The following is a 26,309-nucleotide window of genomic DNA, read 5'->3' as shown; positions in this document are numbered from 1 at the left end:
GGCCCGGGCCACTCACACGGCCCGGGCCGCCGCCGGTGGAACCGTCCTGCGCGCAGGTCGCGGAGCCGGCGACGGACCGAGGTGGCCCGGATGGGACTGCCCGTCGCCCGCCCCTGTCGCGCAATGCCGAAAGCTTGTCGGGAAAAGACGGTACGGCCGCCCCGCGAACCACGACAGTGGACCCATGACCACACACCGCACCGACGTCCTCGTCATCGGCGCCGGAGTCGCCGGCATCGGCGTCGCCTGCCGCCTGCGCCGGGAGCTCCCCGGCCGTGACTTCGCGATCCTGGAGCGCCGGGCCGGCATCGGCGGCACCTGGGACCTGTTCCGCTACCCGGGCGTCCGCTCGGACTCCGACATGTTCTCCTTCGGCTACCGGTTCCGCCCCTGGAACGGGACCAGGGTGCTCGCCGACGGCGAGTCGATCCGCGACTACGTGACCGCCACCGCCCGCGAGTACGGCGTCGACAAGGCGATCCACCACGGACTGCGGGTGCTGGCCGCCGACTGGTCGAGCGAGCACCAGCGGTGGACGGTGACCGCGCTGCGCGAGGCGACCGGCGAGCGGGAGACCTGGGTCTGCTCCTTCCTCGTCACCTGCACCGGCTACTACGACTACGACCGGGGCCACCTGCCCGAGTTCCCCGGCGCCGAGCGGTTCGAGGGCGTGCGGATCCACCCGCAGCACTGGCCGCGGGACTTCGACCACACCGGGAAGCGGGTCGTCGTGATCGGCAGCGGCGCGACCGCCGTCACGCTCGTCCCGGCGCTGGCCGACAGGGCGGCCCATGTGACGATGCTCCAGCGCTCGCCCTCGTACGTCTTCTCGGTGCCCTCGGTCGACCGGATCACCGCCTGGCAGCAGCGGTTCCTGCCCGGTCCGCTGGTCGCCAGGATGACCCGCCGACGCAACATCGGCCTGCAGCGCGCCCTCTTCCGGACCGCCCGGCGCTTCCCCCGCGCGACGCGCAGGATGCTGCTGGCCGGGGTGCGCCGGGCGGTCGGCCCGCGCATCGACATGACCCACTTCAGCCCGGCCTACGACCCGTGGGACGAGCGGCTGTGCGCCGTCCCCGACGGCGACCTCTTCCGGGTGCTCCGGGAGGGCCGCGCCGACGTCGTCACCGACACCGTCGAGACCTTCACCCCCACCGGCATCAGGCTCGCCTCCGGCCGGGAACTCGCCGCGGACGTCGTCGTCACCGCCACCGGCCTGAACCTCCAGGCCTTCGGCGGCGCCACGATCAGCGTCGACGGCGAACCGCGCGACCTGCACGACGTCTGCACCTACAAGAGCGTCATGCTCGAGGGCATCCCCAACCTGGCCTGGGTCTTCGGCTACACCAACGCCTCCTGGACCCTGAAGGTCGACCTCGCCGCCGCCTACCTGGTGCGCCTGCTCAGGCACCTGGACGCCACCGGCCGCACCGTCGCCGTGCCCGTCGACCACGCGGCCAACGCGACCGACGAGGGCGTGGTCGACGAGCTGACCTCGGGCTACATCCGGCGGGCGAAGGACGTCATGCCGCGCCAGGGGCGCGAGTTCCCCTGGCGGATGGTGATGGACTACCACCACGACCGGAAGGTCCTGCTGTCCGACCCGATCGAGGACGGCGTCCTCGCCTTCGGCGGGCCCGGGAGTGCGCGTCTTACCGGTCCGTGACGCCGCCCCGTGTCGACCGGCCGCGGGCCCGGTCGGACGCTAGCGTCGGCGGCATGAGAATCCTGGTCACCGGCGGTGCCGGCTTCATCGGCGCGTCCGTGGTGCGCGCCCTGGTCGCGGCCGGGCATCACGTGCGCGTCCTGGACGCCCTGCTGCCCGCGGTCCACCCGACCGGGAACCCGCCCGCGCTGCCCGCGGGTGTCGACTTCCGGCGCGGGGACGTCCGGGACGCGGAGACCGTCGAGGAGGCGCTCGCCGGGGTGGACGCGGTCTGCCACCAGGCGGCGATGGTCGGCCTGGGACTGGACCTCCAGGACGCACCACGGTACGTCGGCTGCAACGACCTCGGCACGGCGGTGGTCCTCGCCGCGATGGCGCGGACCGGCGTCCGACGGCTGGTCCTGGCCGGATCCATGGTGGTCTACGGGGAGGGGCGCTACCACTGCGCGGAGCACGGCGAGGTGGCACCGGGGCCGAGGCGGCCCGCCGACCTGGACGCCGGACGGTTCGAGCCGCCGTGCCCGGTCTGCGGCGCGCCCCTGCGGCCGGGCCTGGTCGCGGAGAGCTCACCCGCCGACCCGCGCAGCGTCTACGCGGTGACCAAGCTCGCGCAGGAACACCTCTCCGCCGCCTGGGCACGCGCCTGCGGCGGAACAGTGCTGACGCTGCGTTACCACAACGTGTACGGCCCCGGGATGCCGCGCGACACCCCGTACGCGGGGGTGGCGTCGCTGTTCCGGTCGGCCCTCGCCCGCGGCGAGGCGCCCCGGGTCTTCGAGGACGGCCGCCAGCGCCGGGACTTCGTCCACGTCGAGGACGTCGCCGCCGCCAACCTCGCGGCGCTGGCGGCCGTGGGCGACCGGCCGCCGGGCAGCGTCCGGGCGTACAACGTGGGCAGCGGCGAGGTGCGCACCATCGGTGAGATGGCGGCCGCGCTGGCCGCGGCCCACGGCGGCCCGACCCCGACGGTGACCGGCGAGTACCGGCTCGGCGACGTACGGCACGTCACCGCCGACTCGAACCGGCTGCGCGCCGAACTGGCCTGGCTGCCGCGCGTCCCGTTCGACCGGGGCATGGCGGAGTTCGCCGCCGCACCGCTGCGGGTCTGAGGTCAGCTCCGGGCGGACGGCAGGGCGATCTCGAAGCAGCAGCCGCCCGCCACGTTGTGGACGCGGGCCCGCCCGGCGTGGGCCTCGACGATGCCGCGGACGATGGCGAGGCCCAGGCCGGCACCGCTGCCGCCGGCCTCGGGCCGGTCGGACCGCCCGCCGGGATCGGCCGGCCTGGGCGTGCGGGCCTCGGTGCCACGCCAGCCGGTCTCGAAGACCCGGGTCAGGTCCTGGGCGGGGATGCCCCCGCAGCCGTCGGTGACCGAGAGCAGCACCTCGTCCGCCTCCCGCCGCGCGGAGACCGTGACCACGCCGTCCTGAGGGGTCGAGCGGATCGCGTTGACCAGCAGGTTGCCCAGGACCCGGGTGATCTCGCGGCTGTCGACCTCGACCGGTTCGGGCTCCACCTGCCGGCCTTCGAGCCGGACGCCGCGCTGCCGGGCCAGCGCGTGGGCACCGGCCAGCGCGTCGTCGACCAGGTCGTAGACGGAGACCCGGGAGAGCGAGAGGGCGAGCGTTCCGGCCTGGATGCGGGAGAGTTCGAAGAGGTCGTCCACCATCCCGGTGAGCCGCTCGACCTCGGTGCGGATCCGCCGGAGGTAGCGGTCCGGCTCCTCGGCGACACCGTCCTCCAGCGCCTCGGCCATCGCCCGCAGCCCGGCCAGCGGGGTGCGCAGGTCGTGGGAGATCCAGGCGACCAGCTCCCGCCGGGACTGTTCGAGGGCCTGTTCGCGGCCCCGGGATTCGGCGAGCCGGGCGCTGGTGGCGGACAGTTCCTCGCTCAGCTGGGCCAGTTCGCGGCCCAGCGGGTGGACGGGCGCGGTGAAGCCGGTGTCGCTGCCGACGGTCCGGGCGGCCGCCGTCAGGGCCCGGCTGCCGGCGACCACCTGTCGGCCCAGCAGGGCGGCGGTGCCCAGGGACACGACGGCGGCCATGGCGAGCACCGTTATCACGACACCGAGGTCGTGGGCGGAGAGGAACATGGCCTGCGCGACGGCGAAGGTGCCGGAGACGACCGCGAGCACGGTGACGACGGCGACGCAGAACAGCGAGAGCGCCATCGAGCGCCTGCGCAGCAGCCGGACGGCCGGCCAGCCGAGCAGGCCCGCTCCGCCGGCGCCGAGCGCGGCGAACAGGGCGATCAGCAGCAGGTCCTTCACCCGCGGTCCTCCCCGGCACCGGGCACCGGGTCGTAGCGGTAGCCGACGCCCCACACCGTGCTGATCATCCGCGGGGCGGCGGGATCGTCCTCGATCTTCTCGCGCAGGCGCCGCACGTGGACGGTGACGGTGGAAAGGTCGCCGAAGTCCCAGCCCCAGACGCGGGCCATCAGCTCCTGGCGGGAGAACACCGTCCCGGGGAACCGCAGGAGGAAGGCCAGCAGGTCGAACTCCCGTGCCGTCAGGGACAGTTCCCTCCCGCAACGGTGAGCACGACGGGCCGGCCCGTCGACGGTGATGTCCCCGGAGCGGACGGGCCCGGCCGAGGCGCCCGCCGCGGGTGCCGCCACGCGCGAGCGCCGCAGCACCGACTGGACCCGCAGGACGAGTTCGCGTGGACTGAACGGCTTGGTGACGTAGTCGTCGGCGCCCAGCTCCAGGCCGAGGACGCGGTCGGCCTCGTCACTCCTGGCGGTGAGCAGCACGACCGGCAGCTCCCCGCCGGCGGCCTGGCCGCGCAGCCGCCGCAGCACCTCCAGGCCGTCGATGCCCGGGAGCATCAGGTCCAGGACCACGAGGTCGGGCTGGTGGGCACGGGCGAGGGCGAGCCCCCGCGGACCGTCGGCGGCGTGGTCGACGTGGTGGCCGGCCCGGGTGAGGTAGCCGGCGACGACCTCGGCCACGGTCGGGTCGTCGTCGATCACCAGGATGCGGCCGGCGGCCGACGGCCCGGCGATGGCGGAGGGCTCGTTCACCCCGCCGAGAATAGGCGCCGGGCGCCGGTGCGGACGCCGCCGCCGTCCCCCCGTTCGACCTCCGTAAGATCCTGGGCCCCGTCCGCACACCCGTCCGCACACCGGTCCGCACCGGTGCGGCCCCCGACGGCTCACCGGTGGGCCGTCGGCGCGACGTTCGGCTTCCGTAAGGCTGCGGCACCACCGTCCCGGGCCGACACGCCCTTAGCGTGGCCGACGTGACCTCCGCTACCCCTCGTTCGTCCGGTGTCGATGTCGTCCTGCCCTGCCTCGACGAGGCCGAGGCGCTGCCCTGGGTGCTCGGGCGCATCCCGCCCGGCTGGCGGGCCATCGTCGTGGACAACGGCTCGCGGGACGGCTCGGCCGAACTCGCCCGATCGCTCGGAGCGACCGTGGTCGAGGAGTCCCGGCGCGGGTTCGGCGCCGCCTGCCACGCCGGGCTCCTCGCCGCCACCGCCGAGCTGGTCTGCTTCCTGGACTGCGACGGCTCGCTCGACCCCGCCCAACTGCCCCGGGTCACCGCTCCGGTGGCCGACGGCACGGCGGACCTCGTCCTCGGCCGCCGCCGGCCGGTGAGCACGGGCGCCTGGCCCGTGCACGCACGGCTCGCCAACACCGTGCTGGCCCGCCGGCTGCGGGCCCGCACCGGCGCCCCGCTGCACGACCTGGGCCCGATGCGGGCCGCCCGACGGGAACGCCTGCTGGCGCTCGGCCTGGGCGACCGCCGCTCCGGATACCCGCTGGAGATGGTGCTCGCCGCCTCGGCCGCCGGCATGCGGATCACCGAGACCTCCGTCGACTACCTGCCGCGCGCGGGCCGTTCGAAGGTCACCGGCACGGTGCGCGGCACCCGGCAGGCGATCCGGGACATGCGGGCCGTGCTCGCCGCCCCGCCGCCCACCCTGCTGGTCATCGCCAAGTCGCCCGTACCCGGCCGGGTGAAGACCCGGCTCACCCCGGCCTGCACGCCCCAGCAGGCGGCGGCGCTGGCCGAGGCCGCGCTCTGCGACACCCTGCACACCCTGGCCACCGTGCCGGCCGGGCGGCGCCTGCTGGTCCTGGACGGCGAACCGGGCCGCTGGCTGCCGCCCGGGTGGCAGGTGCTTCCGCAGAGCGGCGGCGGACTGGACGCCCGGCTGGCGGCGGCCTTCGGCCACGCGGCCCGGCTGGCCCCGCACGCGCCCGCGCTGCTGGTCGGCATGGACACCCCGCAGCTCAGCGCGGCCACCCTGGCCGAGCCGCTCTCCCCGGCGGGCCGGGCCGGGGCCGACGCCTGGTACGGGCCCGCGACCGACGGCGGCTTCTGGGCCCTCGGCCTGGCCCGGCCCACCGAGGACCTCGCCCAACGGCTCCTCCTGGGGGTTCCGATGTCGACCCCGGACACGGGGCAGGTGCTCCTCGACCGGCTCGGGGCGGCCGGCCTGACGGTGCGCACCCTGCCGGAAGCCACCGACGTGGACACCGTCGAGGACGCCCTGCTGGTCGCCTCCCAGGCACCGCGGAGCCGGTTCACCGCCCGCCTGCGCTCGTTCCGCACCGTCCCCGAGGTGGCGGGTTGACCGGCACCTCGACGGCATGGATCGACGACCCGTTCGCCGACGCCGTCCGCACCGGACGCGGTCCGCTGTGGCTGCGCGGCGACGACGGACGCCGGATCCCGCTCGACATCGAACGCTGGTGCGCACCGGCCGCCGGCGGCGACCACAGCCTCCTGATGCGCTGCTTCCACCTGTCGGCGCCGGTCGTGGACCTCGGCTGCGGACCCGGCCGGCTGGTCGCCGCGCTCCTCGCCGTGGGCGTCCCGGCCCTCGGCGTCGACGTCACCCCGGCGGCCGTCGCCCGCACCCTCGGCCTCGGCGGCGCGGCCCTGTGCCGCTCGGTGTTCGACCGGCTCCCCGCCGAGGGCCGCTGGGGTGCGGCCCTGCTGGCGGACGGCAACCTCGGCATCGGCGGGAACCCGGAGGCCCTGCTGCGCCGTGCGGCCGAACTGATCGCGCCGGACGGGCTGTTGCTGGTGGAGGTCGAGCCGCGCGAGGTCGACGAACGCGTCACCGTCCGGGTCGAGGGCCCGGACGGCCGGCTCGGCCCGCCCTTCGCCTGGGCGCGCCTCGGCGCCAGGGCCGCCGCACGACGGGCCTACGGCGCCGGGCTCGTCGAAGCGGAACGCTGGACCTCCCACGGCCGACGCTTCCTCACCCTGCGCCGCCGCACCGCGCCCGCCCGCTGAGAGCGCCCGCCATCACCACCCGTCAGCCGACCTCTCTCGCCCTACGCCCTTCGACCAGTTCACCCGCACTCACGATCCGACCCGCGCCGCTCCGTCAGACCCCGTCAGACTCCGTCAGTTCCCGGCCCCCGCCACGGCGGCGACCCGCCCCGTACGGCGCTGGCGCAGCAGCGGGGCCAGGAGGACGACGCACAGGGCCGTGCCGTAGGCGAACTGCTGCGCCACCGGGCCCTGCACCAGGTAGAGCGCCTGCCCGGCGGCCGGGACGGCCAGCCACTCCCAGCGGCCGTCGAGCGCCACCAGCGCGACCACCAGCAGCCCGTACCAGGGGTAGGAGGGCGCGACCAGCAGCAGCGCCGTGCCCGTCACCAGGAGCGCGCCGGCCCACGGCTCACTCCGGTCGCCCCGGCGGAGGACCCGGACCATCACGGCCGCCAGGACGAACGCCGCCGCCCACGGCGCGAGGCGGTCGGACAGCACCAGCCGCAGCAGCCCGAACCGGTCGATGTGCCCCTGCTCGTAGCCCTCCTCCTTCAGGTAGCCCGGCAGGTAGCCGAGGACCGAGGCGCCCGAGGCCACGACGTACGGGAGGTAGGACAGGGCGAAGGCGCCGAGCGCGGATCCGACCAGCAGGACGTCCTTCCGGGAAGGGCGCCGTGCGGACAGGCCCGACAGCGCGCCGGGGAGGACGAGGGCCGGCAGCAGCTTCGTCGCGACCGCGCCGCCCAGGAGGAGCCCCCCTCGCACGGCCCTCCCGCGCACCGCGCAGCCGAGCCCGGCGACCGTCAGCAGGGCTCCGAGCGTGTCCACGTGCGCGTCGTTGACCGCCCACACGGCCACGCCGGGGAACCACCCCCACAACGCGGCCCGCCACCGCTCCCGCCCCACCCTCAGCAGCAGGGCGGTCGTCGCCACCGCCAGCACCGCGCCGCCGGCCTGCACCCCGCGGACCCCGCCGCCGAACGGGTGCAGGACGACGAACCAGACCTGTGCCACCGGCGGATAGATGGTGTGCACGGCCGGCCGGTTGATCCGGGTGCAGTCCCCGGCCGTGGTGCGCCGCTCGTCCCAGCCCGTGCAGCCGTCACCGACCGGGAAGAGCCCCGGGTCACGCAACCGGGCCAGCGCCGGATCGTCCGGGGTGTGGGCGTAGGGCGAGATCCCGGCCGCCTGGACCCGGCCGTCCCAGACGTAGCGGTAGGCGTCGTCGCTGGTGCGGGGTGGGGCCAGCAGCCCGACGGCGGCGACGGCCACGGCGCCGGTCAGGACCAGCGGCGCGACCAGCCGACCGGGCACCCTGCGCAGCAGCACCACCGCGACCGCGAACAGGGCCGTGTCGAGGAGGTACCAGACGGCGAGCGGCACGGAGCCGTCGTCGGTGACGGTCAGCGCCAGAGCGCTGACCAGGGCCGCGAGCGCGAGCGCGCAGGACGGAACGGTACGGTCGATCATCCTGCCCAACCTCCCGGTGATGAAGTCTCGCGGCCCCGGCGTTCCCTCGCCGGGGTGGGGCGTCAGACGCCGGGGACCCCCGGAAGACCGGTCGTGAGACCGTCCAGGGCGTGCGGGCAGGGGCACTCGCGCACCAGCGGCAGCCGTTCCACCGCCTTGAACAGCACGGTGCGCAGCCGGTCGACGTTGCGGGCGAACTCCTTCAGCACCTCGCCGTGGGTGACGCCCGCGCCGCTCTCCACCCCGGCGTCGAGATCCGTGACCAGGGCCGGCGAGGCGTAGCAGAGGCCGAGTTCGCGGGCGAGGACGGCCTCCGGATGTCCCGTCATGCCGACCACCGACCAGCCGTTGGCGGTGAACCAGCGGGACTCGGCGCGGGTGGAGAAGCGCGGGCCCTCGATCACCACCAGCGTTCCGCCGTCGACCGGCTCCCAGGCCGCCTCCCGGGCGGCGTCCAGTGCCGCCTTCCGCCCCGCCGGGCAGTACGGGTCGGCCATGGACACGTGCACCACCTCCGGCACCGTGCCGTCCGGCAGCGGCAGGCCGTCGTAGAAGGTCTGCGGGCGCCCCGAGGTCCGGTCCACGAACTGGTCGGGCACCAGCAGCGTGCCCGGCCCGTACTCCGGGCGCAGCCCGCCCACCGCGCACGGCGCGACCACCTGCCGCACACCCAGCGTGTGCAGTGCCCACAGGTTGGCGCGGTAGTTGATCCGGTGCGGGGGAAGCCGGTGGCCGCGCCCGTGCCGGGGCAGGAACGCGACCCGGCGGCCGGCCGCCTCTCCCACGAACACCGCGTCGCTCGGTTCGCCGTACGGGGTGTCCACCCGTACCTCGGTCACGTCGTCCAGCAGCTCGTAGAGCCCGGAGCCACCGATGACGCCCACCTCGGCGCTCGGCGGGATGTCCTGGTCGACCGTCATCCCGGTCCACCTCTCTTCTCGGGAACAGCCTCCCGGTCAACTGTAGGAACGGACCGGGCCGGAACCGGGGCACCATGCCTTACGGATCACGAACGTCCCCGCGCCGCCGGCTCGCGGCGGGGCTTGTGCGACCGTCGCCGCCGGGCCGTCGCGGCGAGCAGGCAGAGCGCCGAGACGGCGAAGAACGCCGCGGTCAGCAGCAGCCAGCGCCCGAGGAAGACGTCCGGGTCCAGGCCGGTGGCGGAGCGGTACCCGGGGACGCGACGCAGGACGAGCGGGTACCAGACGACCAGCAGCAGCAGCGAGAGGAACGCGGGGACGCGGACGTAGTTGACCGCCGGCATCCGGTGCGTACCGCCCGCGGGAGCCTGGCGGACACCCGTCAGGGCCTGGGCGGCCCGGTCGGTGAGCGTGTAGAGCGGCAGCAGGAGCAGGTCGTGGAGCAGCGCGGCCCCGACGAACCAGATCGCGACGCCGAGCGGATCGCCCTTGAGGAGGCGGATCCCGGCGTACAGGGCGAGGGCGAAGGAACAGACGAGGAGGAGCAGGTGCAGGGGGGATGCGCCGTAGCGCTCGCGGAGGCCGCTGCGGCGCTTCATCCGGTGGCTCCGAAGGTGAGGCGGGTGACCCATTTGGTGTTGTGGACACCGGGGTTGGCGGGAACGATGATCCGGGCCGGGTAGCCGTGGTCGGGCGAGAGGTCGGCTCCGTTGACGCGCAGGGCCAGCAGGGAGCGGGCGTCGCGGACCTGGTTGTCGCGCAGGACGGTGGAGGAGAAGGACCCGCCGCGTTCGACGGATTCCACGAAGACGTCCGGTGGGCTGTCGGTCAGGCCGACGAGCGCGGCCAGCTCGGTCAGCCGGACGCCGGTCCAGTCCTGGTCGGGGGTGGACCATCCCTCGACGCAGGCGATGGGCAGGGCCGCGGTGGTCTGCGGCAGGCTCCTCAGCTGGTCCAGGGTGAGGACGGTTTCCCGGCCGGGGCCGCGGACGGTCAGCCGCCAGTCGGGGCCGATGTCGGCGGGGCGGATGCCGACGGCGGCGGCGGTCTTGTTGATCTGGAAACCGTTCGGGCCTTCGCCGGGCTCCTGGCCGTGCGGGGCGAGCAGCGCGGTCCTGCGCCACCATCCGCCGATGCTCTGACCGGCCGTCACCGCGAACAGCGCGAGGGAGCCCGCACTGATCAGCGCGAGGGCTCCGCGCCGGGAGAGGGTCGCGGGGGCGGGGCGCGGGGAGACCAGACCGGTGTCGTCGGGCGGCTCGGGCAGCGTGTCGGCGGCGCCGGTGCGCAGTTCGGTGCGCAGGCGTCGGCTGCGCAGCGCCCGGACCATGACCGGGACGCGGAACACCACGTGGACGACGAAGGCGCCGATGAAGACCCAGGCACCGTAGTAGTGCAGGGTGTAGAAGGAGCCGGGAAAGATGTAGTGCAGCTGGATGTTGAGGATGCCGGTGGCGAACTCGAACAGCGCGCCGCCGACCAGGAGCAGCAGCGACAGGCGCTCGACCGCCTGGGCCGGCGAGCGGAGCGGGGGCCAGGCGAAGAGCTTGGGGATGACCGACCAGAGCTTGGCCAGCAGCACCGGGACCAGCACGATGCCGAGGGTCACGTGGATCCCCTGGTTCAGTCGGTACAGCCAGCTGGGGCTGGTCGGCCAGGAGAAGAGGTAGAAGCCGAGCCAGCCCTTGTCCGGGGTCTGGTCGTTGACGGCGGCGAGGTCGGGGTTGTAGGCGGCGTAGGACAGCAGCCCGGTCACGAACACCATCGTGATCCCGGGCAGCAGCACCAGGCCGAACACCGAGGTGAGCCAGGGGCCGCGCAAGGGGCTGCGCCAGAACTCCGGGCGCGCGGGCCCGGGCGGCGGGCCCGCGGCGAGCGCGGCACGCAGGCGGGATCCCCTGGCCTTGGGGGCTGTGCGCGTCGGCGCGTGGGGGGCCGGTCGGCGCCCTTCCGCGGTGTGGTCGCGCGGCGGCCCCGGGGGCTGGTCGGGCTGCGGGAGCGGTGGCGGAGGTCCGGCGGCCGGCTTGCCCGCGGAGGGCTGCGGTGCCGGGACCGGCCCGGGTTCCCGCTCGGGCCCGGGTTGCGGGCGGTGGGGTCCGTCGGCGTCGTCGTGGGCGTTCAGGGTGGCGCTCCTTCGCGGGTGCGTGCGGAGGCGGGTTGGCCGCGCTGACACGACCGTATGCCGCAGATCACCCATGAAGCAGCAATCAACTTATTACGGAATTACAGGTCGCCGTCGGTCATCGAGGAAGCATCCGGCGGCTCGCCCCATGGACCTGAATGCACGTCAGATCATCTTCTGCCGCGGCACCCTGGCTCGGCCGTCCGAACCCCAGCACCGGCACGGCGCAGCAACCGGTCGCGCAGCGCCGCGGTCACGGGCGGACGGCGGCTGTCCCGCGCCTCGAACGAAGGCCTCGCGACCGACATCCGGTTCGTCGGGATCCCCGACGCCGGCCACTTCCTGTCGGAGGAACAGCCGGAACTCCTGAGCCGCGAACTGATCGGCTTCTTCAAGGCTCGCGCGAACGCGGCACCCACCAGGCAGCCGGTCATTTGAGTTCGACGAAGATGATGTGGGTGTCCGTCGTCCCGATGTTCTCGCCGACGTGGGTCCGGGCCGGCAGCCAGTTCGCCTCAGGTGCCCGTGTCCGTTCGACCTCGACCACGGTGTCGCCCTCGGTCATGCGGCGTCGGAAGGTGCTCAGGACGACCATGACGCTGTCGGGGTGGTAGTGGAGCCCGGTCTTGACCCCCGGGGTGTCGCGGTACTCGAGCACCCGGACGCGCGCGTTCTCGAAGACGATGCGGTAGAGGTCAGGGTCGGTGACGGTGGGGTCCTGGTCCTCGGCATCTCCTTGGCCCGTCATACGGCGGCAGCCGCCTCGATGGCCGGCGCCGGATCGGCGCCGCGCTGTCCGGGCAGGCTGTCGGGCCCCCGGGGGCCCGTGGAAGCGGGAGCTTGGGCGGTGCTCTGCGTCATGCTGGGCCTTTCGACTTGAGGGAGAACAGCCGGCCGTAGGCGGCCTGCGACAGCGGCGAACGGGACGATGACGACCCGCGGCGGACCGCCACGCGCGACGACAACCCCGGGCCTCCGACACTGCCGCGATCAAGAACGAGGCGCAGCCTGACGCCGCCAACCGGCCCCAACCCGCGATTGCGCCGAACGTGGGCGTCCTGGTCCTACGACCCCTTGAAACCATTGCTCAGATGAGGCCGCACAAACCCGTACGGGTGACTGCGACCAGCGCCTCCACCGGGTCCTACGCGACCCTGACCACGTACTTGCCCCGGACGCCGCCCGCCTCCAGCGCCCGGTGCGCCGCCGCTGTCTCCTCCAGGGGGAAGACCGTGTCCACCGCGGGGCGCAGCCTGCCCTCGGCCACGTGGCGGGCGAGGTCGTCGAAGTCCGCCCGCTTGGGGTCGCCGCTGAAGAAGCGGACCCGGCGGTGTCCGTGGACCGTGCTGGCCACGACGTAACCGAACGTCGCGGCGGGCCGTTTCGGGTCGAAGGCGAGGGCGACCATGCGCCCGCCGGGGGTCAGCAGGCGCCGGAAGGCCCGCAGGTCGGTCCCCACGGCGTCCAGGACCACGTCGAAGCGGCCCAACTCAGCCGAGCGCACGGTCCGGTGGTCGACGGCCCGGTGCGCGCCGAGCCCGCGGACGAAGTCGAGGCTCGCCGCGCGGGCGAGGGCCGTGACCTCGGCGCCGTACGCCCGTCCGAGCTGGACGGCGGCGTTGCCGACACCGCCCGCCGCGCCCCGGACGAGGAGTCGTTCACCGGGGCGCAGCCCGGCCTTGTCCCGCAGGGCGGTGATGACGGCGGTGGCCACGGGCAGCGCGGCGGCGTGCACCGGGTCGAGGCCGTCGGGGAGCCGACCGACCCGCTCGGCGGGCACGGTGACGTACTCGGCGGCGCTGCCGAACCCGGAGGTGCGGCCCAGGACTCCCCAGACGCGGTCGCCGGCCGCCAACCGGGTGACTCCGGCTCCCGGTGCGGCGACCTCGCCGGTGAAGTCCAGGCCGACGCGCTTGGGGAACGTCCGGCCGCTCAGGAGGCGGAGACGGCCGGAGCGGACGGCCAGTTCGCCGCCGTTGACGCTGAACGCGCGCACCTTCACGAGGACCTCGCCGCGGGCCGGCTCGGGGCGTGGCACGCGGCCCGTGTAGAGCACGTCGGGGCCGCCGTAGCGGTCGTAGAGCACTGCCTTCATCATGTGGTCGTCCATCGTTCCGCCTTTGCCGCCGGGGGCCGTAGGGATCTGGCAGCGACCGTAGGCTCTCAAGTGGACGCAATCGTCCGTTTCGACCGGAAGCGAGAGACAGTGATGGCGGAATCCTCTCGGATCACAGCCCGGGACGGGGTGCGGGCGGACGCCCGGCGCAACCGGGAACGCGTCCTCGTCGCCGCCCGTGCGGTCTTCGCGGATCACGGGATCGACGCCCCGATGGCGACCGTGGCCCGTCGGGCCGGGGTCGGCGTGGCGACGCTGTACCGGCACTTCCCGACCCGGGACGCCCTGGTGCGGGGCGCGTTCGCGCGGCAGATGGAGACCTGCTCGCGGGCGCTCACCGAGGCGCTGGCCGCCCCCGACCCGTGGCAGGGCTTCCAGCAGCTGGTCGAGACGGTCTGCGCCCTGCAACGGGAGGAACGCGGCTTCCCGGCCGCGTTCGTCACGGCCTTCCCGGACAGCACGCCGGAGCACGCGCAGTCCCGGCGACGAGCCGAGCGGGACCTCACGACCCTGGTACGTCGAGCCCAGGCCTCGGGCTCGCTGCGGGCCGATTTCCACCCCTCCGACCTCACCGTGGTCCTGCTGGCACACTGCGCGCTGGTGACCGCCCTGCCGGACGACGGTGCGGCGTCCCGGCGCCTGGTGGCCTACCTGCTCCAGTCGTTCCGCGCCGACGCGGCCAACGGACCGCTGCCTCCGCCGGCCGCGCTGACACTGCGCAACCTCCCGATGGCGACGGACAGTTCGCAGCGGCAGCGGCACCCCAGGGGCTGACACAAGACGGCACCTGCCGCAGGGCACGCCAGTCCGACGGCTCCGCCGACGTCCCGCCCGTCCGGTTGCGGGGCGCTCGGGGCCGGTGCCCTCACGCTGGTGTCGGGGACCAGGAGCCTCAGTCCCGTCCCGGGGAAGCGACGACCACCCCCGGCCCTACGGGGTCCGACGCTCCACGCCGTCGAGCAGCAGACCGAGCCCCAGCTCGAACCCGCGGTCGTCGAGGCCCGTGGCACCGCCGCCGCGGGCGAAGGAGCTGTCCAGGGCGTCCGCGAGCGCCGGGTACTCCGGCCGGTACTCGGCCGGTGCCCGGGTGAAGCCGGCCGCGAAGGTCTCCACCGCGGAGCCGAGTACCAGGTAGTCCACCGCCGCGGCGACCTCCGCCGCGTCCGCGGGGCCGAGGCCGGTCCGGCCGAGGAGGGCGAGCAGCCCGTTGTAGCCGCGCAGCGCGCTGGCCGCTTCGACGCGGCGGCGGGCGAGCAGGGCGATGGCGTTCGGGTGCCTGAGGAAGACCGCGCGGTAGCCGCGCGCGTACGCCGCGAGGCCGGCCCGCCAGTCGGGATCGCCCAGCGGTGTGTGGTCGATCTCGTCGTTGACCAGCCCGGAGACCGCGTCGACCAGCTCGTCCTTGCTCTGGATGTGGTTGTAGAGCGAGGCCGCCTTGACCCCGAGCCGCTCCGCCAGCGCCCGCATGGTCAGGCCGTCGGGGCCGTCCTCGTCCACCACCTGGAGCGCGGCGAGCGCGATCCGCTCGCGGGTCAGCACTGCCCTGCTCGGTCGGCCCACAGAAAAATCCCCTCTTCCGCTCCCCGTGTCCGGAGGCTATCGTGCCAGATCAACAGCGGTTGCTAACAAAGTTAGTTTTATCTGGAAGGCGCAGCCCGTGGCCGAGACCACCCCGACCGATGCCGACCGGCTGGCCACGCTCGGCTACCAGCAGGAGCTGCGGCGCAGCCTGACCGTGCTCGGAAACATCTCCATGGGCTTCGCCGTCGTCTCCCCCGTCGTGGGGCTGTACGCCGCCGTGCAGGTCGGCATGAGCGTCGCGGGCGGGGCCTGGGTCTGGGCGCTGCCGCTGTGCCTGCTCGGGCAGTGCCTGGTCGTCGCCGTCTACTCCGAGCTCGCCTCGCAGTGGCCGCTGGCCGGCGGCGCCTACCAGTGGAGCAGACGCCTGGCGAGACCGGCCGTCGCCTGGCTGAGCGGCTGGATGTGGCAGTTCGCCGTGATGTTCGGCAACACCACCGTCGCCTACCTCGCCTCGCCCTGGCTCTTCGCGCTCTTCGGCACCGTCCCGACGCCCGCCGAACAGGTCCTCGTCTCGGCCGGCTTCATCCTCTGCTGCACCCTGGTCAACGCCTACGGCATCAACTTCCTGCGCTGGTTCGTCGGCCTGGGCATCGCCGCCGAAGCCGTCGCCTCCGTCCTGGTCGGCCTCACCCTGCTGCTGGTCTTCCGGCAGCACGGCCTCTCCCTGCTCACCGACTTCCTGAACGCGCCGAAGGGGCTGGGCATCAGCGACACCGGTGCCCTGCTCGCCGCCGTGGCCGTCGCCGGCTGGGCCTTCATGGGCTTCGACGCCTGCGTGTCGACCGCCGAGGAGACCAAGGACGCCGCCCGACAGGTCCCCAGGGCGATGTGGTGGTCGCTGCTCAGCGTCGGACTCGTCGTCATCCTCAACGCCGTCTCCGTCGAACTCGCCCACCCCGACCCCGCCGACGTCGTCGCGGTCAAGGACCTCGACCCGGTCACCACCGCCGTCACCCACGCCTTCGGCGGCTGGGCCGAGAAGCCCTTCGTCCTCGTCGTCCTGATCAGCTTCACCGCCTGCCTGATGGCCTCCCAGGGCGGCGCCGCCCGCGGCCTCTACTCCCTCGCCCGCGACGACGTCTTCCCCTTCTCCCGCCACGTCCGCAAGGTCAACCGGCACCAGGCGCCGATCGGCGGCCTCGTCGCCGCCACGGCGGTCAGCTGCGCCGCGCTGGTGCTCGGCCTGAACACCTCGGCCATCGGCAGCCTGATCACCTTCGGCAGCGCCGCCATCTTCGTGCCGTTCTTCATCCTCGCCCTCGTCGCCCTCGTCGCCCGCCTGCGCGGCACCTGGACGCCCGCCGGAGCGGTCGGCTACGGACGCCTCGGCACCCCGCTCAACGTCCTCGCGGTGCTGTGGACCGGCTTCGAGCTGGTCAACATCTGCTGGCCGCGCGCCATCCTCGCCCCGGCCGGAGCACCCTGGTACCAGATCTGGGCGGCGCCGCTCGGCGTCGGCACCGTCACCCTCGCCGGCCTCGCCTACCTGCTGGCCCGCCGCCCCGACCGCCGCATGACCGACACCGACCAGGAGCACCCGCACACCGCCGAACTCGCCCCCGCCGTCCTGTAGCCGGCGTCGGCCCGGGCGGCACCGCTCGGCCGACGCGTGCGAAGCTGCATCCCACCCCCCGGGCGGGGTCACGTCCCACCAGCGGCCCAGCGCCGCACCTTCGAGGCCCGACACCTCGGACCGTTCAACCGAAAACCCTGGAGGCACCCGCATGACACGCGCATTCGACGTCGTCGAGACCGGTATCGCCGACCTGCGCGCGGCGTTGGAGAAGGGCGAGACCACCGCGGTCGGCCTGCTCGACGCCTATCTCGCCCGGATCGACGCCTACGACCGACCCGGCACCGCCACCGCGCTCAACGCGATGGTCGTGACGAACCCCCGCGCCCGCGCCGAGGCCGAGGCCTCCGACGCCCGCCGCGCCCGCGGCGAGACCCTCGGCCCCCTCGACGGCATCCCCTACACCGCCAAGGACAGCTACCTCGCCGAGGGCCTCACCGCCGCCGCCGGCTCACCGGCCTTCGAGCACCTCGTGGCCCAGCGCGACGCCTTCGCCATCGAGCGCCTGCGCGCCGGCGGGGCCGTGCTCATCGGCCTGACCAACATGCCGCCGATGGCCAACGGCGGCATGCAGCGCGGCGTGTACGGCCGCGCGGAGAGCCCGTACAGCGCCGACTGGCTGACCAGCGCCTACGGCTCCGGCTCCTCCAACGGCTCCGGCACCGCCACGGCCGCCTCGTTCGGCGCCTTCGGCCTCGGTGAGGAGACCTGGTCCTCGGGCCGGGCCCCCGCCTCCAACAACGCGCTGTGCGCCTACACGCCCAGCCGCGGCGTGATCTCGGTGCGCGGCAACTGGCCGCTCGTCCCGACCATGGACGTCGTCGTCCCCCACACCCGCACCATGGCCGACCTGCTCGAACTGCTCGACGTCATCGTCGCCGACGACCCGGACACCCGCGGCGACCTGTGGCGCGCCCAGCCCTGGATCCCGCTGCCCGCGCCGTCCCAGGTCCGTCCGGCCTCCTACCCGGCGCTGGCCCCCGCGGACGCGGCAGCGGCGCGCGCGACGCTCGCCGGCCGGCGCGTCGGCGTCCCCCGGATGTACATCAACGCCGACCCCGACGCCGGCACCAACCCCGACGGCGGCATCGGCGGCCAGACCGGGCAGCCGATCGACACGCGCGCCTCGGTGATCGCCCTGTGGCAGGCCGCCCGCCGCGACCTGGAGGCCGCCGGCGCCGAGGTCGTCGAGGTCGACTTCCCCGTGGTGACCAACTACGAGTCGGACCGCCCCGGCGCGCCGTCGCTCCTCACCCGAGGCCTGGTCAGCCGCGACTTCCTCACCCACGAGATCCTCGACCTCTCCGCCTGGGCCTGGGACGACTTCCTGCGCGCCAACGGGGACCCCGCGCTGGCGACCCTCGCCGACGTCGACGGCGCGCTCATCTGGCCCAAGCACCCCGGCGAACTGCCGGACCGCTACGCCGGCTTCGACGACGGGGTCGCCGACTACCCGCGGCTGGTGCGCGACCACCCCTACGCGTCGATCACCGACATGCCGCACCTCGAGGAAGGCCTGCGCGGCCTGGAGGAGACCCGCCGGATCGACCTGGAGACGTGGATGGACGAACTCGGCCTGCACGCCGTGGTCTTCCCCACCGTCGCCGACGTCGGCCCCGCGGACATGGACGTGAACCAGGCCTCCGCCGACCTCGGCTGGCGCAACGGCGTCTGGGTCGCCAACGGCAACCTCGCCCCCCGCCACCTCGGCATCCCGACGGTCACCGTACCCATGGGCACCATGGCGGACACCGGCATGCCCGTCGGGCTGACCTTCGCGGGCCGCTCCTACGACGACAACAGCCTGCTCCGGCTCGCCGCCGCCTTCGAGTCGACCGGGCACCGCCGCACGGAGCCTCCGCGCACCCCGCGCCTTCCGGTCGTCTGACGACCTGACGAACCGTCAAGACAGCGAGGAATTAGCGGGTTTACACCTTCCCGACCATGATTCCACAGACCGGAGAGGCCGCTTCCACCAGAAGGTGGAGGCGGCCTCTCCGGCCCTTCCGCCCCATCGGCGGGTCAGCTCGAAGCCTTGAGCCAACCGGCCGAGGCACTCGACCGGGCGCACCGCACGGGTCATCCCCTGCGCCCGGCGTTACCTGGAAAAGCCGTTCACGGCGCCGGGGTGAGCACAGGTTCATGTCCTCACACCGGCGCCGGTGCGACGTGGGCAACCCCGATCGGAACACCGCCGCGCGGGGCAGCGGGTACTACCAGGCGATGAGGATGTAGCCGTCGCCGCCGCCGGCCGCGTCGGACGGGTTCCGAGCTCCGGTCCCGCCGGCGCCGGGGACGTCGTCCTCACCGGGCGGGTTCTCGCCGCCGTGACCGCCCGAGCCGCCGGTGCCGCCGTCGGTGCCGTCGCTGCCGGTACCGCCCCGCCCGGCACCGGGCGGCAGGGTGGCGCCGGGCGGCAGAGCGACCGTCGGGATACCGCCCGCGCTGCCGGCGGTGCCACCCTGACCGCCGCTGGATCCATTGCCGCCGCCGCCCGGGCGGCCGCCGGGGGGAAGCGCGTTGGCGCCGTGTCCGCCGGGGGCGGCGTCGCCGCTGGCCGCGCCGGCCTGGCCGGAGCCCCCGGAACCGCCCGGGGCCACGCTCACCGAGACCGTGTTCCTGCCACAGGTCTTCGGGGACGCCCTGAACGCGGCGCCGCTCCCACCCCGGCCGCCCGGACCACCCGCGGCTCCGGTCCCGCCGCCTCCGCCCGCGCCGCCGAGCGAGCCGGTGGACGCCTCCCCGCCCCGGCCGCCCCGCCCCGCACCGGCCGGCTCACCGGGGAACCCGGTGTGGCCGCCGCCGAAGAGGAGTTCGACGGAGCGGTCGCTCGCGCGGACGTAGGTGTAGCTTCCGTCCGGGCTGAAGAGGCTGGCCCCACTGCCCGGGGTGCCCGCGGCACCGGGCTTGGCGGGCCGCGCGGTGGCACCCTCCCGGCCTCCGGCACCGCCGGTACCGCCCTGGGAGTTGTTCCTCCTCGGCGGGCCGCCCTTGCCGACCGTGACGGAGAGGACCGTTCCGGGAGTGACCGACACGGCGCAGGTCACGAACACCCCCGCGCCACCGCCTCCTCCTCCCCCGCCCCCTCCGCCACCCGCTCCGCCACCCCCACCGCCGCCCGTGGCGTGGCCCAGGAAGGTCCAGTTCCCGCCCCCACCACCGCCGCCTCCACCGCCGCCTCCGCCCCCGGCGGCTCCGCCCCCGCCGGAGCCGAGCGCGTAGAGGGTCACGGCGCTGACGCCCTCCGGCACGGTGAACGAGTACTTGCCGGCCTGGGAGTACGCCTGTTGGCCGTGGGGCTGATCGACCGCCGCCCGGGGCCCGGCCCTGCCGACCTCGGCCTGAGCGGGGGCAGCGGTCACACCAAGGACGCAGCACAGTGCGGCGGGCACGCACAGCAGGGCCCGCCGGCGAGCGCGCCCGGAAGCGGGCCCACCACCCGAGGCCGACATCGGCGACGACACAAGGAACCCGCCGGGGCGGGAACCGAGGGGACCATGGAGTCTCATGGCTGCATCGTGTGCCAACTCCCATGGCACCGCTGCGCTTTCGACGCGAACTACCTCGTTCGGGTGGGTCGTTCCAATGGGTCGGCCAACGGGCGGAGCTCCCCACCCGCCAGCCGTGACACGGTGACGGTCGTGCTGCCTTTACCGCTGGAATGCAGGACCGGTCGACCCCAAAGGCCCCGCCGGCGTGGCGGCGGGAGCGGAGGCATGGCATATAGGACGCATGCGGACTTTTTTGTAGTTGCGCGACCCCCTGAGTCAGGGGATCGGTGTCGCCGCGGCCGCCAAGGCCGAACTGCACCGCAGTCCTGAACCGGGCAACAGCACCACTCCGCCTCTGGAACCACCGCGCCAGAGCCGGCCCCCACCGCAGGTCTTCCACCCGCGGAACACCGAGGGAGGGCGTGACCGGCGGTCACCGTACCCCGATCATCCCGACAACCGGTCGGCCGGAAGCACAAGTTGGCCCTCCGAGTCTCGCCGAGACCGGACGCGGCCGGATCGCACAACCGAACTCAGCAGAAGGAGCAACATCCGATGATGAGAAGCCTCATGGCCACGAGCACGGCCGGCGGTCTGCTGGCCGCACTGTGCGCGGCGGGCGCAGGTACCGCGCACGCGACGTCACTGGTCGACAACCTCACCTGCGAGGCGAAGGACGCCGCGCTGACATTCGCGAAGGGGGTGACCGACACCCCCGCCGCCAACAGCTACACGCTCACCGGCAACCTCATCAACTGCGAAAGCATGTCCGGGGCCTATCCGAACGTCGACCACGGCACCGTCGTCGCGGTGGGCTCCGGAACGCTCTCCTGTGGCGCCACTGATTCCTTCAACGGCAACGCGACCTTCACCTGGTACGACGCCTCCAACAGGAACGTCGGCACCACCACAGTCTCCTTCCAGGGCGGCGGGAAGGGCACCTCGGCCTCCGGCGACATCTCCAACCACGAGACCGGTATCACCAACGCGACCAGCACCGTCGCACCCCTCAACAACTACGACAGCAGCTTCGCGCCGACCGGTTTCACCGGCTCGTGCACCGACCCCGGCGGGGTGACAGCCCTCACCGGGGACAACTTCTTCGACTTCAGTCTCATCCAGGTCTGAGCCCCGTCCGGCGGGGCCGCCGCCGCACGTACAGGCCTGGCCCCCGCCGCAAAGGTGGCGTTCCGGATCGGGCAGTGGGCCCCCCACGTAGCCGCGAGGACGTCTCCCTCAGCCTCGCCTGACCGCCGCCCCGCAGCGGCCTCCCGGACGGTCTGCGGGGCGGAGTCAGGCAGCACATGTGCTACCAGGTGAGCAGGACGTAGCCGGGCCCACCGTTGTGGCCGCCGGTTGCGGGGGGCTGTCCGGTGGTGCCGTTCTTGCCGGCCTGACTGCCAGGGCTGGGCGAGGGCCCCCCCTCCGTGGCCGCCGTCTCCTCCGGCCGCGCCGCTCGCGCCGTCGAGGCCGGAACCGCCCTGACCGACACCCGCGGGAAGAGCCACGGGCAGGGCCACGGGCAGGGCCACGGAGCTCTGGCCGGGAGCACCGCCCTGGCCGCCGACACCGCCGGGCGCCCCGGTCGTGGATGAGCCGCCGGCGCCCACTCGGCCGGCGATACCGGTGCCGCCGGCCCTTGCGGCGGAACTGGACTGACCGTCCTGGCCTACCCTTCCACTGCTGCCGACGGCCTTAACGGGGTTGGACCCGTTGCAGACCCCGGCCCGACCGCCCGCCGCTCCACCGCCGGCGCTGCCGCCGGCGGCACCGGTGCCGCCCAGCCCGCCGACACCACCCCGCGAGCCCCCGGCCCTCTCCCCCCGCGCGCCTCCGCCTCCGCCCGCTCCACCCGCGCCCGTGCCACCCGGATAGCCGCCGAACGCCTGGGCCCGCCCCTTTCCCTTCAGGGAGAAGACGGCGGACAGCTGTCCGCCGATGGAGTTGTTGAAGAACTCGCTGGTGCCCGCCGCACCCGAGGTGCCGTCCGTGCCGGGCGAGAAGAGGGAGTCGGCCCCTCCCCCGCTTCCTCCGACACCGCCGGTGCCACCGCGGGTCAGCATTCCGGGTTCCCCGACCCCGATCAGGAACTGCTCTCCAGGTTTGACGGTGAGCGTGCAGGACACGAACGCGCCACCGCCCCCACCGCCCGCGCCACCGCCGCCACCACCACCGGCTCCGCCCCCACCGCCACCACCACTGGCGGGGCCCAGGACGTAGCTCCCACCGCCACCACCCCCACCGCCGCCGCCCCCACCACCGGCAGCACCGCCGGCACCGCCACCGGCGACCACGTACACGGTCACGGCGTTCACCTCAGCCGGGACGGTGAAGCGGTATCGCCCCGGTTTGGCGAACTCCTGCTGCCCCGAAGCGCGGACCGCGGCCGCGGACCTCCCGTCCCCGGGAGCCGCCACAGCGGGAGACACGCCCGCCAGCAGACACCCCACCACCACGGGAACACCCGCGACGACCCACCGCAGCCTCACGGCCCCCATGTCCACCTCTGCCATGACACCCTCTCCATCCCTCGGAAACGCGAACTGTTGGACGCCTCGGTCTTCCCGGGACCTCCCGCCGAGGGCCCGGTATCCCGTGTTCCCGACCTTCCCCGCGCCACTGTCACCTCGCCGCTCAACGCGAAGGCCACCTGGTGAAGACACTTGCCGTGGCCGCGGCTTGGGTGGCGGGCCCTGCCGGCGCCGCTCCTCACCGTGGCCGGGCCTCCGCCGATGCTCGGTGAAGGCCCGGCCACGGTGAGGGTGTTGCTACCAGGTGATCAGGATGTAGCCGGGGCCACCCGCGCCACCCTGCCGACCGGTGCCGCCACGGCCCCAGACGCGCACGGTCATCCGGGTCACCCCGGCCGGGACCACGAAGAGGTAGACGCCCGGTGTGAAAGTCTTCTGACCGCTCTGCAACACCGTTCGGGAGACGTCCCCCGAGGCGTCGGCCGCCCCCGCGGGGAACGGCGCGGTGAACGCACTCGCCGTGGCCGCCAGCACCACGAAGGCCGCGCGCGCGGCGGGGAGCCGCCCCGGCCCTCCCCGGCCCAGGGAAGTGAACGGTGTCCTCACAGGTCTTCTCCCTTACCGTCATCGCCGCTTCGGCCGACCAGCCACGACGATCACGCCGACCAGCCCTGCCACGCGAGAACGAACACCCGGCCTCGGGAGGGGAACTACCCCCTCCACACCGTCGCGACGGACCCCGCACGACCGCACGCCCCGCCCATGCCTCCAGCGCCGGACAGCACTCCGGCGGACTCGCCCTCGGCTACGGAACCACCGGCCCACCACCGCGACGCCGACATCGTCGGCCTCATCACCGTCTGGACAGCGGCGCTCCACCGGTTCGGCACCGGCCTCGCAGACGGGGCCGGGCCACGTCGCTCACGCGCTCACTCGACCGCCCCCAGGTCCCGCAACGGCTCCGGACGAGGCCCGCTCGGTGCCGTCCGTCGCCGTAGGCGCGGTGTCCACCAGTTGAGTTCGCCGAGCAGGCGCATGGTGGCGGGGACCAGCAGCATGCGCACCACGGTGGCGTCGACGGCCACGGCCACCACGACACCGATGGCGATCTCCTTCACGGTCAGGACGGGGCTGGTCGCGAAGGCGGCGGCGACCAGCACGATCAGAGCGGCGGCGGCCGAGATCAGCCCGCCGGTGCGCCCGAGGCCGGTCACCACGGCGCTCGCGTTGTCCATGCCGCCCCGGTGGAGCTCGCGGATCTGCGCGATCAGGAAGAGCTCGTAGTCGACGGAGAGCGCGAAGACGAACATCAGCATGATGGCGGACTCCAACGCTCCGACGTACCCGGCGGGTTGAAGGCCCAGCAGCCGGGCGCCGTGGCCGTCCTGGACGGTCCAGGTGACGGCCGCGAAGGCGATGCCGAGGGACATCGTCGTGGTGACGACGGCCTTGAGCGGGACCAGCAGCGACCGGAAGGCCAGGAAGAGCAGGCCGAACGTGACCACCAGCAGGTACCCGACCAGCGCCGGGAGCCTGGCCTTCAGGGTGTCCAGGACGTCGACGTTGACGGCGGCCGGTCCGCCGACCAGGACGCGGCCGCCGTCAGGCGGGTCGAGCGCCCGCACGGCGCGCACCAGTTCCTCAGCGACGGGGGCGTCCGGGGCGGCGGGGGCGGTGACGCTCATCAGCGCGCTGTGCGCGGTGGTGGCGCGAAGTCGGACGTCCTGGGCGTTCGGCAGCCCGGCGAGCCGCTGCTGCCAGCGGGCCAGTGCGGTCCTGCCCGGTTCGCCGCCGATGTCGTCCCGCAGGTGGGCGACGACCTGGAGTTGGTCGAGCCCGGCCGCCGGGAAGTCCTCGTGCAGCAGTTCCTGTGCTCTGCGGCTGGCCGCCCCGGCGGGCAGGGTCCGCAGGTCGCTCGCCGCGAGGTGCAGCCCGACGACCGGGACGCTCAGCACGGCGATCACCGCGACGGCGGCGGTGAGCCAGGCCCAGGAGTGGGTGACGGCGCTCCGGCCCAGCCGGTACCAGAATCCCGTCTCCTCGCCCTCGGCCCAGGCGCGGCCGAGACCGGCCCGCCCGAAGCCCGGCAGCCGGACGCACCCGGCCTCGACACGCGGGCCGAGCACGGCCAGCACGGCGGGCAGCATGGTGAGGCTGGCGGCGCCGGCCAGCGCGACGGTGACGGCGGCGCCGATGCCGAGGGAGCGGGTGATGGGGAACGGAAGCAGGGTCAGGCCCAGGACGGCGAGCGAGATGGCCGTCGCGGAGTAGAGCACGGTGTGCCCGGCGGTGGCCATGGTGGCGGCGACGGCCCGGTGCGGGTCGCCCCGGTGGCGCAGCTCGCGCCGGAAGCGGACGACGACGAACAGGGCGTAGTCGACCGACAGCCCGAGGGCGATCATGACGACGACGTTGCGGGTGATGTAGCTGACCGGCACCAGCGGGGAGAGGAGGCGCAGCACCGCGAAGGACATCGCGAGGCTCGTGCCGGCCACGGCCAGCGGCAGCAGGGCCGCGGTGAGGCTGCCGAAGAACAGCAGCAGTAGGAGGAACAGCAGGGGGAAGACGTAGAGTTCGGCGCGGGTGAGGTCGTCGTCGACGGTGCGGTCCAGGTCGACCTGGAGCGGCACCTCCCCGGCGTAGGCGACTGTGAACCCGTCGACGTGCAGCAGCCGGCGCAGCCGCTCGTAGGAGGCGTCCTTGGCCTGGTCGCCGGTGCCGGCCAGGCCGACGACCACGCAGGCCGCGTGCCCGTCGGCGGAGAGGAGTTCCCGCTTGCCGGTGTTCCAGTAGTGCTGGGCGCCTGCCATCACGGTCCTGGGGACGTCGCCGAGCGCGGTGCGCACGGCTTCGCCGAACTCCAGGTCGTGCACGGTGAGGGTCTCGCTGCGGAAGATCACGACCGTGCTGGTGCCGCCCGCGTTGTAGTGGTGTTCGACGGCTTCGAGCGCCCGGCCGGATTCGGCCCCGGGGTTGGTGAAGCCGCCGTGGGACAGCCGCGCGGGCAGCCCTGCCCCGACGGCCGCGGCGACGGCCAGCAGCAGGGCGGTGGTCCACAGCACCGCCCAGCGGTGGCGGGCGACGAGTGCGCCGAGCCGGGCCCCGGCGCCGTCCGGCGGCGCCTGGGAGCCCCGGGCCGTGCTCGCCCGGAGGTCAGCTTCGGCGCAGGGCGAGGACGACATTGTGGCCTCCGAAGCCGAAGGAGTTGCTGAGCGCCGCGTCGATGCGTTGTCGGCGAGCGGTCCCGGTGACGCAGTCGATGTCGAACTCGGCGAGGTCGGGGGTGAGGTTGGCGATCGGCGGTACCAGTCCGTGCTCGATGGTCAGCACGGTGAGCGCCGCCTCGATCGCGCCGGCCGCGCCGAGGCTGTGGCCGAGCACGCCCTTGGGGGCGGTGACGCTGGGCCGGTGCGGCAGGGCGCGGGAGATCAGGCCGGCTTCGGCGGCGTCGTTGAGCGGGGTGGAGGTGCCGTGGGCGTTGACGTGGTCGACGTCGCCGGCGCCCAGGTCCGCGGTGCGCAGCGCCGTGCGCAGCGCCTGCTCGGCGCCGGCGGCGCCCTGGGGCGGCGCGGTCGGGTGGTGGGCGTCGTTGCTGGCGCCGTGTCCGGCGAGCACGGCGCGCGCCCGGGCGCCGCGCGCCTTCGCGTCCGCGGCGCGCTCCAGGAC

General features: G+C 74.2%; 22 protein-coding genes and 2 pseudogenes. 11 read left to right on the top strand and 13 right to left on the bottom strand.

Annotated features, from left to right (window positions below):
- Nucleotides 1-184: 184 nt before the first annotated feature.
- Entirely contained in the window at nt 185-1,666 is a 1,482-nt protein-coding gene (locus ACFU7Z_RS09965) for a flavin-containing monooxygenase (RefSeq protein ID WP_380777182.1), read from the top strand.
- A 53-nt stretch (nt 1,667-1,719) separates the two neighbouring features.
- The gene (locus ACFU7Z_RS09960; RefSeq protein ID WP_380777181.1) at nt 1,720-2,775 is read left to right on the top strand and encodes an NAD-dependent epimerase/dehydratase family protein; all 1,056 of its coding nucleotides are present in this window, start codon (nt 1,720-1,722) and stop codon (nt 2,773-2,775) included.
- A gap of 2 nt (nt 2,776-2,777) precedes the next feature.
- Here the strand turns inward: ACFU7Z_RS09960 and ACFU7Z_RS09955 are convergent, their stop codons facing one another.
- Both ACFU7Z_RS09955 and ACFU7Z_RS09950 read right to left on the bottom strand, forming a co-directional pair.
- Nucleotides 2,778-3,935, bottom strand: coding sequence for a sensor histidine kinase (locus ACFU7Z_RS09955; protein WP_380777180.1), 1,158 nt, complete (start codon nt 3,933-3,935; stop codon nt 2,778-2,780).
- Entirely contained in the window at nt 3,932-4,690 is a 759-nt protein-coding gene (locus tag ACFU7Z_RS09950; protein ID WP_380777179.1) for a response regulator transcription factor, read from the bottom strand. The genes ACFU7Z_RS09955 and ACFU7Z_RS09950 overlap by 4 nt, the downstream gene beginning before the upstream one ends.
- A 209-nt stretch (nt 4,691-4,899) precedes the next feature.
- Between ACFU7Z_RS09950 and ACFU7Z_RS09945 the strand changes: the two are divergent.
- From ACFU7Z_RS09945 to ACFU7Z_RS09935, 3 genes and pseudogenes are all read left to right on the top strand, one after another.
- Nucleotides 4,900-5,622: pseudogene (locus tag ACFU7Z_RS09945) on the top strand (glycosyltransferase family 2 protein); the annotation flags it as partial.
- A 6-nt stretch (nt 5,623-5,628) separates the two neighbouring features.
- Nucleotides 5,629-6,249, top strand: coding sequence for a DUF2064 domain-containing protein (locus tag ACFU7Z_RS09940; RefSeq protein WP_380777183.1), 621 nt, complete (start codon nt 5,629-5,631; stop codon nt 6,247-6,249).
- Nucleotides 6,246-6,917, top strand: coding sequence for a methyltransferase domain-containing protein (locus ACFU7Z_RS09935; protein WP_074003355.1), 672 nt, complete (start codon nt 6,246-6,248; stop codon nt 6,915-6,917). Before ACFU7Z_RS09940 ends, ACFU7Z_RS09935 begins: the two co-directional genes overlap by 4 nt.
- 114 nt (nt 6,918-7,031) lie before the next feature.
- On the opposite strand, the gene ACFU7Z_RS09930 is transcribed toward ACFU7Z_RS09935, so the two are convergent.
- From ACFU7Z_RS09930 to ACFU7Z_RS09915, 4 genes are all read right to left on the bottom strand, one after another.
- Nucleotides 7,032-8,369, bottom strand: coding sequence for a glycosyltransferase 87 family protein (locus tag ACFU7Z_RS09930; protein ID WP_380777178.1), 1,338 nt, complete (start codon nt 8,367-8,369; stop codon nt 7,032-7,034).
- 62 nt (nt 8,370-8,431) lie between these two features.
- Entirely contained in the window at nt 8,432-9,289 is an 858-nt protein-coding gene (locus ACFU7Z_RS09925; protein ID WP_380777177.1) for an S-methyl-5'-thioadenosine phosphorylase, read from the bottom strand.
- Nucleotides 9,290-9,375: 86 nt separating this feature from the next.
- The gene (locus ACFU7Z_RS09920; protein WP_380777176.1) at nt 9,376-9,888 is read right to left on the bottom strand and encodes a hypothetical protein; all 513 of its coding nucleotides are present in this window, start codon (nt 9,886-9,888) and stop codon (nt 9,376-9,378) included.
- Entirely contained in the window at nt 9,885-11,111 is a 1,227-nt protein-coding gene (locus tag ACFU7Z_RS09915; protein WP_380777175.1) for a molybdopterin-dependent oxidoreductase, read from the bottom strand. Before ACFU7Z_RS09915 ends, ACFU7Z_RS09920 begins: the two co-directional genes overlap by 4 nt.
- A 357-nt stretch (nt 11,112-11,468) precedes the next feature.
- On the opposite strand from ACFU7Z_RS09915, the gene ACFU7Z_RS09910 reads away from it, so the two are divergent.
- Nucleotides 11,469-11,849: an alpha/beta fold hydrolase gene (locus tag ACFU7Z_RS09910; protein WP_380777174.1), complete on the top strand. Its 381-nt coding sequence runs from the start codon at nt 11,469-11,471 to the stop codon at nt 11,847-11,849.
- Here ACFU7Z_RS09910 and ACFU7Z_RS09905 read toward each other — a convergent pair.
- Both ACFU7Z_RS09905 and ACFU7Z_RS09900 read right to left on the bottom strand, forming a co-directional pair.
- A complete protein-coding gene (locus ACFU7Z_RS09905; protein ID WP_380777173.1) occupies nt 11,842-12,159 on the bottom strand; it encodes a cytoplasmic protein in 318 nt (105 codons plus the stop codon). The genes ACFU7Z_RS09910 and ACFU7Z_RS09905 overlap by 8 nt on opposite strands.
- Nucleotides 12,160-12,555: 396 nt before the next feature.
- A complete protein-coding gene (locus ACFU7Z_RS09900; protein ID WP_380777172.1) occupies nt 12,556-13,521 on the bottom strand; it encodes an NAD(P)-dependent alcohol dehydrogenase in 966 nt (321 codons plus the stop codon).
- Nucleotides 13,522-13,620: 99 nt separating this feature from the next.
- On the opposite strand from ACFU7Z_RS09900, the gene ACFU7Z_RS09895 reads away from it, so the two are divergent.
- Nucleotides 13,621-14,301 carry a TetR/AcrR family transcriptional regulator gene (locus ACFU7Z_RS09895; protein WP_380777171.1) on the top strand — a complete coding sequence of 227 codons (681 nt, stop codon included), beginning with the start codon at nt 13,621-13,623 and terminating at the stop codon, nt 14,299-14,301.
- 156 nt (nt 14,302-14,457) lie between these two features.
- On the opposite strand, the gene ACFU7Z_RS09890 is transcribed toward ACFU7Z_RS09895, so the two are convergent.
- A complete protein-coding gene (locus tag ACFU7Z_RS09890) occupies nt 14,458-15,087 on the bottom strand; it encodes a TetR/AcrR family transcriptional regulator (RefSeq protein ID WP_380777170.1) in 630 nt (209 codons plus the stop codon).
- A 97-nt stretch (nt 15,088-15,184) separates the two neighbouring features.
- Between ACFU7Z_RS09890 and ACFU7Z_RS09885 the strand changes: the two genes are divergently transcribed.
- Entirely contained in the window at nt 15,185-16,681 is a 1,497-nt protein-coding gene (locus ACFU7Z_RS09885; RefSeq protein WP_380777169.1) for an APC family permease, read from the top strand.
- Nucleotides 16,682-16,832: 151 nt separating this feature from the next.
- Nucleotides 16,833-18,569, top strand: coding sequence for an amidase (locus ACFU7Z_RS09880; protein WP_380777168.1), 1,737 nt, complete (start codon nt 16,833-16,835; stop codon nt 18,567-18,569).
- A 325-nt stretch (nt 18,570-18,894) separates the two neighbouring features.
- Here ACFU7Z_RS09880 and ACFU7Z_RS09875 read toward each other — a convergent pair whose 3' ends face one another.
- The gene (locus ACFU7Z_RS09875; protein WP_380777167.1) at nt 18,895-19,728 is read right to left on the bottom strand and encodes a hypothetical protein; all 834 of its coding nucleotides are present in this window, start codon (nt 19,726-19,728) and stop codon (nt 18,895-18,897) included.
- A 1,014-nt stretch (nt 19,729-20,742) separates the two neighbouring features.
- Between ACFU7Z_RS09875 and ACFU7Z_RS09870 the strand changes: the two genes are divergently transcribed.
- Nucleotides 20,743-21,300: a hypothetical protein gene (locus ACFU7Z_RS09870; protein ID WP_380777166.1), complete on the top strand. Its 558-nt coding sequence runs from the start codon at nt 20,743-20,745 to the stop codon at nt 21,298-21,300.
- Nucleotides 21,301-21,599: 299 nt separating this feature from the next.
- Nucleotides 21,600-21,767 (top strand): hypothetical protein, encoded by a 168-nt coding sequence (locus ACFU7Z_RS09865; RefSeq protein ID WP_380777165.1) that lies wholly within the window; start codon nt 21,600-21,602, stop codon nt 21,765-21,767.
- Between the two features lie 1,173 nt (nt 21,768-22,940).
- Here ACFU7Z_RS09865 and ACFU7Z_RS09860 read toward each other — a convergent pair.
- The 3 genes and pseudogenes from ACFU7Z_RS09860 to ACFU7Z_RS09850 all read right to left on the bottom strand — a co-directional run.
- Nucleotides 22,941-23,249, bottom strand: a complete 309-nt coding sequence (locus tag ACFU7Z_RS09860; protein ID WP_380777164.1) for a hypothetical protein — start codon at nt 23,247-23,249, stop codon at nt 22,941-22,943.
- 323 nt (nt 23,250-23,572) lie between these two features.
- A complete protein-coding gene (locus ACFU7Z_RS09855; protein WP_380777163.1) occupies nt 23,573-25,825 on the bottom strand; it encodes an MMPL family transporter in 2,253 nt (750 codons plus the stop codon).
- Nucleotides 25,797-26,309: pseudogene (locus ACFU7Z_RS09850) on the bottom strand (3-oxoacyl-ACP synthase); the annotation flags it as partial. The gene ACFU7Z_RS09855 and the pseudogene ACFU7Z_RS09850, both read right to left, overlap by 29 nt.

The sequence above is a fragment of the Kitasatospora sp. NPDC057518 genome (assembly GCF_042802075.1).
Classification (GTDB): Bacteria; Actinomycetota; Actinomycetes; order Streptomycetales; family Streptomycetaceae; genus Kitasatospora.
The sequence above is the reverse complement of the archived record's forward strand: the minus strand, read 5'-3'. Positions and strand labels throughout refer to the sequence as shown.